The sequence below is a fragment of the Nostoc sp. genome, assembly GCF_036916655.1.
Classification (GTDB): Bacteria; Cyanobacteriota; Cyanobacteriia; order Cyanobacteriales; family Nostocaceae; genus Nostoc.
In genome coordinates this window covers 18,862-34,028 of the sequence record NZ_JBALFY010000003.1, presented here as the reverse complement: position 1 = coordinate 34,028, position 15,167 = coordinate 18,862, and the positions used below count along the sequence as shown (strand labels likewise).

Here is a 15,167-nt window from a genome sequence, read left to right as displayed (position 1 = left end):
ACTAAAAACTAACAACTATCGCAACTAATTATCCAAATCTATAGCCAAAACCTCGTACAGTCACAATATATTCAGGATGACTGGGGTCTTGCTCTAATTTTTCGCGCAACCACCGAATATGAACGTCTACAGTTTTACTATCGCCGACGAAATCCGGCCCCCAAACCTGATCGAGCAATTGTTCGCGTGACCATACCCGGCGGGCGTAACTCATAAACAGTTCCAGCAAGCGGAACTCTTTGGGAGAAAGACTGACTTCTTGACCGCGAACCAGCACGCGACATTCTTGGGGATTCAAAGAGACATCCTTAAATTTTAATACTGGTATTTGGGGTAAATTACTTAGGCGTTGACGGCGGAGTAAAGCGCGACAACGAGCCACTAATTCCCGCATACTAAAGGGTTTGGTCAGATAGTCATCAGCGCCCACCTCTAACCCCAAAACCCGGTCAGTTTCACTACCCTTAGCACTCAGCATTAAAATAGGTACTGGGTTGCCTTGATGACGCAGCAAACGGCAAATATCTAGCCCGTTGATTTGAGGTAGCATCAAATCAAGAATGACCAGATCGAAGGGGAGTTCCCCTGAATTGGTTTCAAAACTTTTGAGATACTCGATAGCAGACCGCCCATCGGGGGCAGTTATCACCCCATAACCTTCTTCCTCCAGAGCTACAGCTAGCATTTCCTGGATTAATTCTTCATCTTCTACTACTAAAATACGGCTGGTTTGTCCAATGTCCGTTCTAGCAGAATATTTGGTCGATTCAGTGGTGTACATTGATATCACAAAAGTCTAGGACTGTGCTTGTATCAATTAGGATTAATTGAATCTATTATCCCGCTTTACTGTAACCGCGCTTCGGCTCAGGTTAATTCTTTTAGATTTTCTTTACAAAAAGTAACATACATCACAGCAGTCTCCTAACCGTCAATCACTATGGCTACAAGCTTCTAAATAATTTGTCTTGACAAGAGGAGATTCGCTTAGGTATATTTATTTTAGTACAAAAATACTATTAATCCTCAAAGGGAAAACTATACCTGAAAAACAAAAGGACACATCTGTGGAAAACTCGTACCCACTTAAGTGTCGGATGTGGATCATTTCAGTATTTCCACTGCGTTAAAAATGTTGATTCAAAGGCTACTCTGATGTCTGCATAGGGTAGTCATTGGTATGGCTTGCTACCCAATAAATCATTTGCCTATTGAAGGGAGTTGAAAGATGACTACAGTTGGAGTCAAGGACAGCAAACAACAACTAATGCAAGCATTTCAACAAATTATTATCCAAAGAAAAAAGCTGGAATCTAAAATAGCAACTAAACAAGAGGAAGCAGAAAAGGCAAAAAGTCAAGAGATTCTGCAAGCGGCTGCTGCATATACAGTTGATAGTATTGTCAAAGGTTTAGCTGATTTACAATTGGAGTTTGGCAGTATTCTTAACGCATTATCTGAAAAATTAGCTCAAGAAAATTCTAAGTTAGATGAATTGAATCGAGCTATAGAAATTGAAACTCAACGCCTACAAGAACTGCAACAAATCAGAGTTGTTGCAGATACTCTAGACGTTTTAAGTCAAGAACACCAAGAAAAATTAAAAATCCTCGAACAAGATACTATTAGTAAGAGGGAAGCACTAGAAAAAGAAATTACAATTAGGCGAAAAGAATGGCAAAAAGAGCAAGCAGAGTATGAAGAAAAGCTCCAAGCATATAATGAGTTATTAGCCAAAGATCGCCAGCAAGAACAAGAAGAATCTCAGTATAAGTTAGAAACTACTCGTAAACTCAATAGAGACAGCTACGAAGCGATAAAGCGCCAACAGCAAAGGGAAATACAAGAAAATTCTCAAAAGAAAGAGAAAGATTGGGCAGAACGAGAAAAAATATTTGCTGAACGCCAACCACTCTTTGCAGATTATGCACAAAAAGTAACTACATTTCCTAACGAACTGGAAGAAGCCGTTAAGAAAGCTAGAGAAGAAGCAATTAAAGAAACAAGCCAAAAAGCTAAAATTGAGGCTGATTTATTTGAAAGAGAATGGGAATCTAACAAACAGAGCTATGAACAAAAAATTCAATCTCTGGAAGAAACAATTAAGAAACAGTCTGAGCAAATAGAAAGTATTTCTGCTCAATTGCAAACTGCATTAAAACAAGCACAAGACTTAGCTATGAGGGCTTTTGGTAATTCCAATCCTAAATAGTTGTGAGTCTATAGCATCTTAATCATCTTTAATTCCTGAAGAGGAGGTTTGTTGTGGTGGGGAAAAAACCGACTGATAAGAATACTAAAGTAGAAATTCTTCAGGCGTATGAGGAGTTAGCAAAAGAAAAAGCAGCGCTAAAATCGGAACTCGATCAAGTTGCCAAAGAAAACCAGTCTGGAACTAAAGAACAGCCTAAATTAGAACAAAAAACAGCTATGAATCAGCTTTCTAGTGTCCAACAAAAGATGAATAATACAATTGAAAGCTTGGCGAAGATTCAATTAGGTTTTGGCAGTGCTGCTAATGAATTATCAGAACAGCTAACCACAAAATCCTCTAAGTTGGAAGAAATTAGGCGAACTTTAGAAGAAGAAATTCAACAATTAAGGCAGTTGCACAATTTAGAAATTTCTGATGATATCTTGGATACTCTCATCCAAGCCTATGAAGATAATACTAAAGCTTATGAAGAAGAATATACCCGACGTTCTGAAGTGTTATTTCAAGAAATACTAGAGCAAAGAAATGCTTGGGGAAAAGAACAGGAGGAACAGCAACGGGCGATAAAAGAACGGAATGAAAACTTGAATAAAACTCGACAACGCGATGCTTCAGAGTATAAGTATAATTTAGAACTCCAGCGACAACTGCAAAATGACGAATACGAACAAGAGCAGAAAGGGCTATATAAGCAGCTGGAAGAATTACTACAAGAGACAGAAAAGCAATGGGCTGAACGGGAGAAAGCGATTTCTGAACGAGAGAAACAATTTGAAGAGTTAAAAGCTAAGGTAGAGGCTTTTCCGAAAGATAAAGAAGCAGCCATTAAAAAAGCTACGGAAGAGGGCAAAGGTATTGCTCACTACCAAGCTAAAATAAAATCAGATTTATATTCTAAGGAAGTGGAAGGGCAAAAGCGTTTTTATGAACAAAGACTGCAATCTCTAGAACAAACTATTACGAATCAAGAAACGCGAATTCAAAATCTTTCTAAACAACTTGAATCTGCTCTAAAACAAGTTCAGGATTTGGCTGTTAAAGCTATTGAAGGTACTTCAAATGTTAATTCATATCAGGCAATCAAAGAAATAGCTTTAGAACAGGCAAAGACTCAAGCGAAAAATAAATAAATTCATTGATTTTTGATGATAATTTTAGAGACTTAATTGCATTTAAGTCTCTATAGCAATCTTGAGTTATTCGTAATCAAAAATATCCCCGATTTATTAAATAAGTCGGGGATTTGCTGGTTGCTATTGAATTTTGAGGAGCGTACCCCTTTAGGGATCTTGCTAGGTGCAGCATCTCCAAGAGTTGCTACGTGATGCTTTTATTCGGTTTTCTTTGGTTTTTTGATGTCTGGGGGAGGTTGTATTTTCTTCTTCTTTGTTCCGCTAGCTTGTGTTTGATTCAATGCTTTATTGGAATTTTGTTCTTGACTAGACATAATACTAATGTTTTAAAATCTAATACAATATTATCTACATTACGGGTATTCTTGACTACATCAATATATCACAGAAAATTTAAGTTTAACTAAAAAAAGTTATTAGATAATCTAAATCAACTAACTGTTAGGGTTTTCTTGCCGATCGCAGCTTACGCAGTTGGGCGATCGCACTGAAAATATACTGACTATTCATAAAACAGATATGCTAAATAAAATTCAGGAGTGGCTCTGGCTCTGCTCCTGAATTCTGACTTTTGAATTCTTTTTCAACTGGGGTCATGGTTGGTGATGTACACTTTTTTATTTTCCTGGAACTTGTATATCTTTCAAAACTAGATGCTCCCCAGAGTTTTTTCAAAAATCAAATATGATTCTTGCATTTATCAAGTAGTTGCTAAAGCTGGTTCTGTCAAAAAATATTTGAGGTTTTCTTGCTGGGTGGCAAAATTTAAATATTTAGATGCCATTTCTGGTGTTAGCAACTCAATCATTAATCTGTTTTCTACCCAGAACTCAATCACATCAAAGAACGAATCCCGGTTACAGCGCACTACACGCCAACCTTCACGAATACCGATTTGTTCAATTTCTTGCTGACTAATAGGTACAGAGATAGCTGCATGAATATCTGTATACCTGGCAGTAATAGCAGTATGCACAAATACGCATTCTTCATCACCTTCACCAGGTTCGATTTGAGACCCTAAAGGATAAAGTTCAATGGCTGTACCGTATTCATCAAAAGGTATAACCATATAGCTTCCTGGGTTAGGAGGAAAGGAAACAGCTTGTGCTTTTAAGATTTCTGCCAGAACTTGGGCAACGTGGTTAGGGTTTTTAACAGCAATTGAAATATGGTGAATCATGGAATAACCTCAGTTCGATATTTTATAAATTAGGAAACAATCGGGGAAAACTAGGGGAGGCAGGGGAGAGAAAAATTCTAAATCTAAGCCTGTTGGGTTCTATACAACTTGTATGCTCATTAGACATCTTGTAGAGACGTAGCATTGCTACGTCTCTACAAGGGTTCTAGGTAACGCATCTTTAATTTCTGGAAATGTCTATTAGCTTATTGAGGTTGTCCGTAATTATGGCTGGGAGCATATCAAATTTGTTAGAATAAAAGAACTAAACAGGCTCTAAAGCTAGGCGTTAAGATAAGCACAGCGATGCTTGAGGACTTGAGAAACATTCGATTCATCCCATTGTGCGCCAGAGATTTTTAATCGCAGAGATGAGAACGAGAGTTTCATCAACTTTTCCTTACCAAAGAAAAGTTTTCGCAGCTTTGAGTCGCTTGAGAGAACTACCAGCTTTATGTAGATTTTCGATCAGATGGAACCAATCTAAAATCTCCCGTCTTTCCCCTGGACAATTAAATTGTCGAATTATTTTCCAAATTCCTGGATGTCCATCATCTATTAAATAATGTGCGATTCACTCATGGTAAAGTTTCATGACAAGTTTTAGCACGAGTGAAAAATAAATGCATCTGCCATACTAGCCAAGATCCAACTCGCCAAGCTGCCATTGATAGGGGGGCTGTAGATGAGTGTGGGGGTATGTCTAGTATATTTTGGTCATAATGTAACCATTTAACTGGTAGATGTCCCATCGGTGTCGTCGGGGATAATTTAAAACTTAGTTGGTCGTAATTTAACCAGTTTCCCTCTTTTCGCCAACCCAGGCGATCGCCAAGTCTTTTTTCTGTTTCATAATCTATTTGACCGCCTATTTCGTTCCAAATACTTTGCTGAACACTAAAGCCAAAGTAACCATGACTGTATTGTTGCCAAAGTCGATCGATTTTATGAAAAGCTTGACATGAAAAGTTAAGAATATCTTGTTTATAAACTTCATTCCAATCATTCTTACCCATGACTTGTAGCATTATTTTAGCTGTTTCAATATCAGCTTCTTGCCACTTATACTGCGTAAGAAGGTTTTGCAATTTACTATAATCAATATTCCAATTATTTTTAAATTCTGTAGGAAGCCCAATATCAATATTAGGTGGTTCCGCCAATTCTGTTTTCTCGATAGAAAGTTGAGAATAAGAAGAAACAATATCTGCTTCTTCTATCCCTAGCACTTTCTTTTGAGCTACCAGTTGATTAGACATATAATTAGATATTAAGTAAATCGCTTGATTTAAAGTTATCTCATCTTTACTAAAATCAAAGTCATGAACCTGTAAATCTAATAATTTTGACTGAAAAAAAGCATCTTGCAGTCTATCTTTTTTATCATAACTTGCCACTAATAAATTGAGGATGTCATGAGACATAGTACTAGTATCTTGTATCGTTAATAAATTAACTTGAGAATTTAGAGTACTACTTGCTAAATTTTGAATTTCTCCTACAATTGCATAAAAATCTGCATCTACTTTTACGACATCATCTATTAAAGATTGAAACGGGCTAAAGTAATCTTGTAGAGAGTTTTCTAGATTAATTGCTGTTTCAGCTATTTTTGCGATTTCTTGACGAATTTTTGTAGCTTTGACTTGATATTCATAAATTTCTTGATATACTTCTATATCTTTAAGTATTTTCTGAATAGCTTGCTTTTGATTTTTGGTATCTTCCGCTAAATTTTTAATTCCTTCACTGAGGAGTTTTACTTTTTCTAAAATTAAAAAGTTAGTATTACTTAACAGTAAAATAGATTTTAAATTTTCTTCTTCTTCATATTTTAACTTGTAAATTATTTGAGAATCTTTATTATTCTTTATCTCTAACTTACTTCTTTCTTCATTTACTTTTCTAATTTCATAATATTTTTGGTTAAATAGATTTTTCCAGTCATCTATAAATTTTAATAAAAAATTTTGATAACTATTTTTATAATTTTCTAAAAAATCCAGAAGTTGAGTATAATCTGAAATTAATAATTTAACCTTTGCTAAAGTTTCTTTTTGACTAATTTCTTTTTTCCATTTGATTATTCCCCAAAAATAAGAATGATATTTAGTACCTTCTTTAATTAAACTTTGACATTTTCTAATTTTTCTTTGAACTTTTTTTAGCTTTGGATTTTTTAAGGTAGGAAATTTGTAATATTTTTCATAAATCGTAATAGATTTATAAGTAACTAATTGTTTTTGCTTTTTAGTTAGCATCACTTGTTTTGAAATATACCAATAGTTACTAAACTCTTACCCATTTCAACACCTCCGGGTTTCTATTATAGCAGTAGGTTACACCATCCTTAGTAGTCACAGACTTTTGTTGACTAGCCTTGCTTCTGATTGTAGTAAGAGAATAGTCTGTTAATGTCTGAAGCTCTTTATGAGAAAGTCCTATAATTGTGACGCTCGCTGCTGATGCTGGTTTCATTTTAAGTTCATTTTTCGGGTAAATATCTATCGTAATTTGCTCCTTTTCAACTGGTTTAATAACAATCCCTTTTTGCAATTGATAATCTTGTATAGAAACAAGTTGCCAATTAGATTCTTGTGAAAGTTCTAACACCCATTGATGATAATTAAATAAGCTTTCTCGATGTCCAACGCTGATAAAAGTTGTTTTCGTTGATTGTAACTGCTGATATAAATTACCTTCGTTATTTAAATCTAGAGCACTCGTTGCTTCATCTAAGATAGTGAAACTAGGATGTGTAATTAATAGCCGTGCAAAAGCGAGGCGTTGTTGTTCTCCTAAGGACAATATATTTTCCCAAGGAACTTCTATATCAAAACCATCTACGCGGGTAAGTAAGTGTTGCAGGTTAACTTGTTGCAAAATCTGTTCAAGTTCGCGATCGCTCATTTTCCTATCTGTGTGAGGATAGAGCAACTGTTCGCGCAAAGTCCCTAAAATGATATAAGGGCGTTGGGGTAAGAATAATACTTCTTTTAGGGGAGGACGCACTAGACGCCCAGTCCCCGCATTCCATAAACCAGCGATCGCTCTCAACAAAGAACTTTTACCCCTACCACTAGGGCCAACAATCAATAACCCTTCACCTGGGGCAACAGCAAATGACAAATTTTCAACAATTACCTGTTCATAATTTGGTGTTTGTAAAGTGACATTCTCAAAAGCTAAACGTTCTTCTTCTAGAACTTGAATAGTACTGGCGTTCTCTGGTTGTTTACTAGCAGCCTGTAGCGCATCTGAAAACTCTGCTAAACGCTTTACATAGCTAGAAAACCGTCCTGAAATCCCAAACTCAGAGATTAGTTCTCCTAGAGCATTAGAAAACATAAAGCAAGCAAAACTAGCTTGGTTTATTTGTCCATAATCAATTTTATCTTGAAGAAATAAAGGTGTAAGAATAAACATCGAAAATACGCTAATTGCAGACTGATATGCTCTGCCAAAAGCGTCTTGTCCCCTCTCTAAATTCAACCGACGTTCAGCAGTTTTTAAAACATTATTAAATCGACGCTGAATTATATTGAATTCTTCATCTTCTCCCTGAAAAAAAGCGATTGATTCGGCGTGATTACGAACATGAGTTAAGCAATATGCAAAATCCGCTTTAAATGCAAGTTCTTCTTGGCTAACTTTATTTATTCCTTGATTCAAGTAAACAGCTATTAAATTGCCTATAATTGTATAAATAACCAAATAAATTGCGATTTGTGAAGAAACTGTCCAGAGAATTATCAAAGAACTTCCCATTTCTAAAGATTTTTCTAGTAAAGAAGATGAGAATCTCAAGCCAATACTAGCAATGGGTTCTATTTCTTGGGATAAGCGTTGATCTGGATTGTCTATATCAGATTTAAAATTGATTTTATAATAAGCTTGATTGCTTAAATATTTTTCTAAAACATGAATATTTAGCCATTTGTACCAATCAAGAATTATTTTTTTTCTGACATATCTCAAAAGAGTTACTAACAAGACCATCCCGACAATAATGAGACTGGACAGCCATAAAGTACCATTGTATTTATCAAGGTCTTTCTGTTCAATAACGATATCAATTACATAGCGATTCCAGTAACTATTTGCAGCATTTGCACCGACAATTACGACTATTAATAATACTAAATAAATGAGCATTACCCATGAGCTAATCACATCTGAAAATGCTCTTCCTTCTGCTTTTGTTGGATACCAATAAGGCCCGGCAACTACTTTCACATCCTGCCAAAATTGAATCAAGGCTGAAAAAGGATTTATTGTATTTTGCTCACGCACAGATGGAGTTTGCATATTCTAAAAATGTAGCCGTTACTAATTACCCTAGAAATTTTGAAATGACCTTTGAGAATTAAGTTAGACTCAGAGGCCATTTTTCCTTTTAAAGAATGTCTGAAAACTTTTATGGTGTTGTATTCGAGATTTGTAGATCTCCCTAAATCCCCCTTAAAAAGGGGGACTTTAAGACTCTTATTCCCTCCTTTTTTAAGGGGGGGGTTAGGGGGGATCAAGAAATATTTGATACTTCTTAGACATCCTCTAACCCTACCCAATAAACGGGGAGGGAGCTAAATTTTCTGTTTCCCTCTAAAACATCGGGGGGATTAAGGGGGGTAATTTGACTTGTGTATACACCTTTTAAAGGGGAGCCTGCTTTAACGCTGTAAGTGTTAAAGCAGGCTAGCGATTGGCGTGTGGGCTAGGAGGATCAAATCGAATGCACTAAATCAATGGTTCCTCATCGACAATTTCGACTGTTCTCGGAAAAGGGCCTTGGTCAGGTTCAGTAACGACTACTGGGCTAATATGATGTTTCAGTTTGAGTTTTAACTCATCTGAAATGGGCAATTCTTGAATTTCTTTGAGAAGAAATCTGACAGATTCAGTTTTGCTACGTTCTGTATAGACGAGCTTGAGAATGTTTTCAAGTCCAAATCCCGCTATATATTCCCCTAGAACAGCTACCAGCCCAAGCAAGCCTAAACCTCCTAAGAGGCCGAAAGGCCCGCCCAGCGTTGAAAGCATAGCGACAACGGCAGCGACATTACCCCCTGATGCACCCGTTGCAATGACAAAAAGTATGCCAGGAAGGCCTAAACCAGAAATTTTTTTGACGAGTTCATCCATTGTACTTACCTACAATCCTTATAAAGTGAAAACATGACTAAGAGAGTCATTACTAATTTCTTTTGGGAAGAAATTAAAAATCTTACATCTTGCACCAACTAACTGGTGCAAGATGTAAGAAATCTGATTTAGCTCAACAAAAGACTACACAGTTCATCGATTTGTTGACTTTTGTTAGATATTAGTCGATGGGCTATAGTTTGTAACTGACGAGTATTTGGGAGTTTGGTATTATCTATTTCTTCTAGTTCACTATCTAACAATGTTTGAAAGCGATAATAAAAACTTTTAGCTTCTTTATCGCTAGGTTCAAACAACTGTTCTAATTCTCCAGCTACCACTTCACTACCACCGTCAAACACAATATTTAAAAGTGGTCTTCCCCATTGCAAGAGTCCCCAATTTTTGACTTCTTTATAAGGATAGACACTTGTCAGCGAACCTGTACCTAAAGAAACTACTAAAATATCTTCTGTATTCAGAATTTTTTGGGCTTTTCGTTTACTACTAATTTGTGCTTCTAAAATAGCTAAATGGGCTGGATTATTAGCAAATACTCCACCATCGATTAAAGTATAGGCGATGCCGCTATTGTGGGGGTTTACAAGCCGATGAGGAGCAAAATAAGTCGGAGTGGCACTAGTTGCCAATGCTGCATCTAGGAGCGAAAACCCCCCAGATAACTTCTGAAAATTCTTAGATTCTGTTTGCTGTTTTTCTAGTTTGTTTGTAAAAAATATCGGAATTCGCTGCTCGATATCGTAACTCGTTACAAAAACTTCTTTGAGATTATTTTGTATAAGGGCGTTGCCAAAATATTTCTTGAAAATTTCTTCTTTGCTTTCGGAAGGATATTTTGGCTGGAGAAATATATCCTCTAACGGGCCAAGTAGTCTTTCAAATAACGGCTCATAAAATATTTCTACCCCATACTCCAGAAATAGCTGTAGGAGATCCTCAGCAGTATATTCAGCTAGTGGCAAGCTATCAGATACATCAGAACTTAATCGGGGTTTAGTTAGTCCAAGTGCTAAAATTCCGCCACTAGAAGTGCCAGTAATTAAATCAAACAAACTGAATATAGGCTTTTGTGTCCGCCTTTCAATTTCTGCTAGGAGTAATGCCGGAATAATGCCCCGAATACCGCCTCCATCAATGGAAAGTATTTTATATTTGGGACGGGCTTCTGTATTCATAGTTTCTGAGGATTCCTCCTGAGTTAATATTTGTGCTTGTTGGATATTGACGGGATTTTCAATCTGGTCTGTTTTGGTTTCCTCGTCATCTGGACTGAGAGCGATCGCAGTTGGAATAATCTCGGATTCTTCGCTGTTTATTTCTGTCTGTTGAATTTCTTTTGGTTGGTTTTCGTCGTCGTTTACTAACGGCGATTCCTCCTGAGTTAATATTTGTGCTTGTTGGATATTGACGGGATCTTCAATTTGGTCTGTTTTGGTTTCCTCGTCATCTGGTTCGAGAGCGATCGCAGTTGGAATAATCTCGGATTCTTCGCTGTTTATTTCTGTCTGTTGAATTTCCTTTGGTTGGTTTTCGTCGCTTACTAACGATACCGTTGCTGCTAATAAACTTGTGGTTAGTGGTGAGATATTTTCTTCAGGAATAACTACTGTCTCAGTTTGGATCTCTTCAATTTGAATATCTTCTTGATTGGATGGTTCTACTGCCAATATAACTGGATTTGATGGTTGTGTTGCAAATGGAATTTCTGCTAAAGTCCAAATAGGATTACCACGAAAATTTCCTTGATAGGACTTTCCCTTTTGGTTTTTGACAGTTGTACCTTGCCCATCGTCTAGTTTCCAGTAAGCCACCAATCCTTCTTCATCTCCGACTATTAGCCCAGAACGATGAGTCTGGATTTCTGCTTGAGTACAAGGATAATTCCAAACGCTAATGTTTGCTAATTGTCCTTTGAAATAGACCTGTTTGTGTAACGTTGCTCCCAGAGTTATAGAACTTGTGGCTTTGTTTAAAGATGAACCTCTAAGAGAATCGTTGTATTCACGATCGTCAAGGTATACGGCTACTTGACCACTATTAAAAACAATAGCAAAAAAGTGCCATTGTTCTATAGTTAATTCTCCTTGCCCAAAGGTTTTAATACCCTTGCTAACTGTTTCATCAATGTAGACATCTAGGCTTCCTGCTTCACTGATGCCGAATTCAAAATTATCGCTATATCTCTCTGAAGAACGGGCAAAAAATACATTTCGCGTCCCGTAACTAGTGGCTTTATTTGTTAGTTCGTGTGGATTTACCCATCCTGAAACCGTAAAAGCTGAACTCCCTTGAGCGAAAACGCCACCAATATCGTTTCTGCCAAAATCTATATAATCATTTACCCCATTAAATGTTAAAACTGTTTGTGTATTTACTAGGTTTATCACGAGGATTTAATCTCCAAATATCAATAATTCGTATTTTTAAACAAGGGATTTAATATTAATAAACTTAATAGTGAAATCTCGCTAACGCTTTATAAAATAGAAGACAAGAAAAATATGCAAAGCTGAATAATCTAATTTTTATTAGCCAGTAATACTTCTGCGATCGCTTGCGAAATGGGGTAGTGTGGTGAATATATCTCCATCCAAAAAAATTCCCCGACTGGGTTAACTTCGAGGAATACATGACGACCATCGGGGGTGACAATAATATCAATTGCTCCATAGTTTAAGCCAAAATAAGCCATCAGTTTGAGCAGTTTTTTCTCAATATCTTCTGGCAAATCGTAAGGCTGCCAATTTTTAACTAAGGCTCTCCCTTCTTTGCGCCAGTCGTAAGTAGATCCTTCTAAACTTTGGGAATCTACTGCCGCAGTAAATACGCGGTGTCCGACAATAGTTGTCCGCAACTCCAACGCCTTGGGCACATTTTCTTGAAAGGTCATTGGACAAAAACGCAGTCCTTCCATATTCTCCAGATCGTCATTTGTAACTGGAGTAGTAAACACAACGTTTTCTCGCCCCTGATCGTCATAAATAGCAAAGGAAGAAAGCATCTTGGTAACTATACCTTGCTGACACTCTTGAGCAAATTGCTTAACTGTTTCTGGATTATTTGAAGTCAGAGTGCGTGGAGTTATAAGACCAACTTCTCGTGCAACTTGCAATTGTAGTTGCTTATTATTAGCCCGATCCACATTGGACATTTTATCAAAGTGAAATCCCTGAAGACTGGCAATCATTCCCCTGACTGTGGCGCGACATTCGTTAATTGACGCATCTCTGTATTGCTTGTCCATTGAGTCGGGGATTTTTTGTCCGTAGCGCATCCGCCGATACCAAACTGAGGAGACTTCACTCAAATCGAGCTTTTGTTCGCCATCAGTAATAATTACTCGTTCAGTATCGCCAGAGTAAATATCTAGCTTGACTTCGGTGGGATATCTGTCTGTATCAAACCGAAATGCTTTTTCTCCTCTAGCCTCAATTTCTTTGATAACTAAAGGAATGCTTTCGTTGTCTTTGCTAAACGTGACTATTAATACAGTCATAATTGAGTTGCGCCTAAGACACCCTATAGTAATTGACTTTTTTAATTACGAATTACGTTAGCGACGCAGGAGCGTCATTACGAATTACGAATTACGAATTACGAATTGCTACAAGAGCATCTGCGATCGCACTTGCAATCGGTAAGTCTAGATCCTTTTCTAACATTCCCCACTCCCCCACAGGGTTGATTTCCAAAAAGACGTATTCGCCTGATGGTGTGACGATGAAATCTAACGCTCCAAACAACAGCCCAAATTTCCCCATAAAGTCTTTGAGACGGCGAACTACTTCATCTGGAAGCTGGTGATGTTGCCATGCGCCAACCTCAACACCTGGTTTACGCCAATCAACTGCTGCATACACATCTGCATTTAGCGCCCCCACAAATACATTACCATTCACATACACCACCCGTAATTCCTGTTGCTTTGGAATTTGCTCTTGAAAAACCATTGGGCAGTAGCGCAGTGATTCGGCATCTTCTAAGTCTTCTTCCTTGACGATGCTAGTGTACAGAAAAAACGAGGAGTTAGCTTCCATACTGCGGGAAAGAGCAGTTAAAAGCTTGCTCACCATTTTGCCGTTGACTTGTTGAAAAAACTCTCGTGCTGCTTGGGCCTTGTTGGTAACAAGAGTCTGGGGAATAACAAAACCTACTTCAGAGGCAATCCGCAGTTGACGCAGCTTGTTACTTGCATAATCTATCCGCTCCAAATTGTCTACCCACGTAGCTCCCTTCAGACTGTCCCAAAAACCATCTAAAGTTGCTTGTGATTCTCTAAGGCAAGCTTCTCGGAACTTTGGCGCTAATTCTTGACTCAGTTGTGGTTCCCAAATACGGCGCATCCATACAGCTTGCACCTGCTCTGTGCTGATAGAGTGGTTGTTACATTCTATAGTGTGGTAGCTTTTAGACTTATCAAAATGTGCTGTTAATTGCACTTCTAGAGGAAATTTATCAGTATCTAGACGAAATGGTTGCACCCCTTTTTTTGATAAGGCTTCTGCAACTCTATCTATTGTGAAGAAATCACCACTGTGGGTAATTAATAAAACCACATCACGAGACAGGTGCATAAATATTTTTTATCATAATTTTAGGAGGTAGCTATTAAATATTAGATTAGCAAAGAAATTGCTTTCGATACCCAAAAATCTTTGAAGAATTTAGGGTAAAAAAAAGCAATCACCTCCATCTTTGGAAAAGGTAATATGAAAGCGATCGCCGTAGGCGATCTCTCTGCGCCATCGCGCCTCTAAGAATAGTTTCCAGTTATTTGATAACTACTACTCTATTAAATTATGATCGAGCCAACTACAAGATATCTTTCCAACTAGAAAGGTACTTTCAAATGTAGAAGACTAAATAAATTATTTATCTTCCAAATCTGAAGGATACTTGTAAGTCCAAGGAACATCTGTTCCTTCACCTTCAGTAGCTTGCTCTTCCAAGAAACGTGCAAAAAATGGTAACGCTGCACCATCCAATGTTTTGACTTTGTTTTTAGGCATAGAGTTTTCCTTAAAGGAAATTATTTTTTCAATTAATATATATATCAGTAATTAAATATATTTTCAAGGTCAGTTAAGACAGTTAAGAAGTAATTATTTTCAAGCCTTTAAGAAAGTTAAGAAATTTAGGAAAGTTAAGCAACGACATAAGATAAATTGATTAACTCTTTATCAATATTAAGTAATCAATATCAATCAGCACCCACGAGTCAGGAGCCAGAATTTATCAGGAATCTAGAATGGTTGGTATATTTAGTCATCAAATGTTCTCCCGATTCTTTATTTATTCTGAATTATTACGTTAAATGCTTGCTTAACTGTCTTAACTATCCATCTTATTATCTACTTAACTTTCTTAACTTTCTTAACTTTCTTGAAGTTACCTTATTATCTACTTAACTGTCTTAACTGCTATTGCATTTTATTGATAAACCTGAGATTATTTAAAAGATTTAGGTCAAACA

Annotated in this window: 11 protein-coding genes and 1 pseudogene; 2 read left to right on the top strand and 10 right to left on the bottom strand. The window is 36.9% G+C overall.

Annotated features, from left to right (window positions below; genetic code table 11):
- Window positions 1–28 precede the first annotated feature (28 nt).
- Window positions 29–781, bottom strand: a complete 753-nt coding sequence (locus tag V7L31_RS00255; protein ID WP_179065367.1) for a winged helix-turn-helix domain-containing protein — start codon at window positions 779–781, stop codon at window positions 29–31.
- Between the two features lie 447 nt (window positions 782–1,228).
- Between V7L31_RS00255 and V7L31_RS00250 the strand changes: the two genes are divergently transcribed.
- Window positions 1,229–2,212, top strand: a complete 984-nt coding sequence (locus V7L31_RS00250) for a hypothetical protein (protein WP_334694387.1) — start codon at window positions 1,229–1,231, stop codon at window positions 2,210–2,212.
- Between the two features lie 53 nt (window positions 2,213–2,265).
- Complete coding sequence (locus V7L31_RS00245; RefSeq protein WP_179065369.1) at window positions 2,266–3,345, top strand: hypothetical protein; 1,080 nt, start codon at window positions 2,266–2,268, stop codon at window positions 3,343–3,345.
- A gap of 703 nt (window positions 3,346–4,048) precedes the next feature.
- Here the strand turns inward: V7L31_RS00245 and V7L31_RS00240 are convergent.
- The 9 genes and pseudogenes from V7L31_RS00240 to V7L31_RS00200 all read right to left on the bottom strand — a co-directional run bounded on the left by V7L31_RS00240 (window position 4,049) and on the right by V7L31_RS00200 (window position 14,703).
- Window positions 4,049–4,531, bottom strand: coding sequence for a hypothetical protein (locus V7L31_RS00240; protein ID WP_334694386.1), 483 nt, complete (start codon window positions 4,529–4,531; stop codon window positions 4,049–4,051).
- A 282-nt stretch (window positions 4,532–4,813) separates the two neighbouring features.
- A pseudogene (locus V7L31_RS00235) lies at window positions 4,814–5,090 on the bottom strand (ISKra4 family transposase); the annotation flags it as partial.
- 19 nt (window positions 5,091–5,109) lie between these two features.
- On the bottom strand, window positions 5,110–6,792 hold the full coding sequence (locus tag V7L31_RS00230) for a GUN4 domain-containing protein (protein WP_334694435.1): 1,683 nt from the start codon (window positions 6,790–6,792) through the stop codon (window positions 5,110–5,112).
- Window positions 6,793–6,820: 28 nt separating this feature from the next.
- On the bottom strand, window positions 6,821–8,839 hold the full coding sequence (locus tag V7L31_RS00225; protein ID WP_334694385.1) for an ABC transporter ATP-binding protein/permease: 2,019 nt from the start codon (window positions 8,837–8,839) through the stop codon (window positions 6,821–6,823).
- A 429-nt stretch (window positions 8,840–9,268) separates the two neighbouring features.
- Window positions 9,269–9,673 (bottom strand): hypothetical protein, encoded by a 405-nt coding sequence (locus tag V7L31_RS00220; RefSeq protein WP_334694384.1) that lies wholly within the window; start codon window positions 9,671–9,673, stop codon window positions 9,269–9,271.
- 128 nt (window positions 9,674–9,801) lie between these two features.
- Window positions 9,802–12,081 carry a patatin-like phospholipase family protein gene (locus tag V7L31_RS00215; RefSeq protein WP_334694383.1) on the bottom strand — a complete coding sequence of 760 codons (2,280 nt, stop codon included), beginning with the start codon at window positions 12,079–12,081 and terminating at the stop codon, window positions 9,802–9,804.
- A 131-nt stretch (window positions 12,082–12,212) separates the two neighbouring features.
- The gene (locus V7L31_RS00210) at window positions 12,213–13,190 is read right to left on the bottom strand and encodes an MvdD family ATP-grasp ribosomal peptide maturase (RefSeq protein WP_334694382.1); all 978 of its coding nucleotides are present in this window, start codon (window positions 13,188–13,190) and stop codon (window positions 12,213–12,215) included.
- A 91-nt stretch (window positions 13,191–13,281) separates the two neighbouring features.
- Window positions 13,282–14,268, bottom strand: a complete 987-nt coding sequence (locus tag V7L31_RS00205; RefSeq protein ID WP_334694381.1) for an MvdC family ATP-grasp ribosomal peptide maturase — start codon at window positions 14,266–14,268, stop codon at window positions 13,282–13,284.
- A gap of 294 nt (window positions 14,269–14,562) precedes the next feature.
- Window positions 14,563–14,703: a microviridin/marinostatin family tricyclic proteinase inhibitor gene (locus tag V7L31_RS00200; protein ID WP_334694380.1), complete on the bottom strand. Its 141-nt coding sequence runs from the start codon at window positions 14,701–14,703 to the stop codon at window positions 14,563–14,565.
- Window positions 14,704–15,167: the final 464 nt, after the last annotated feature.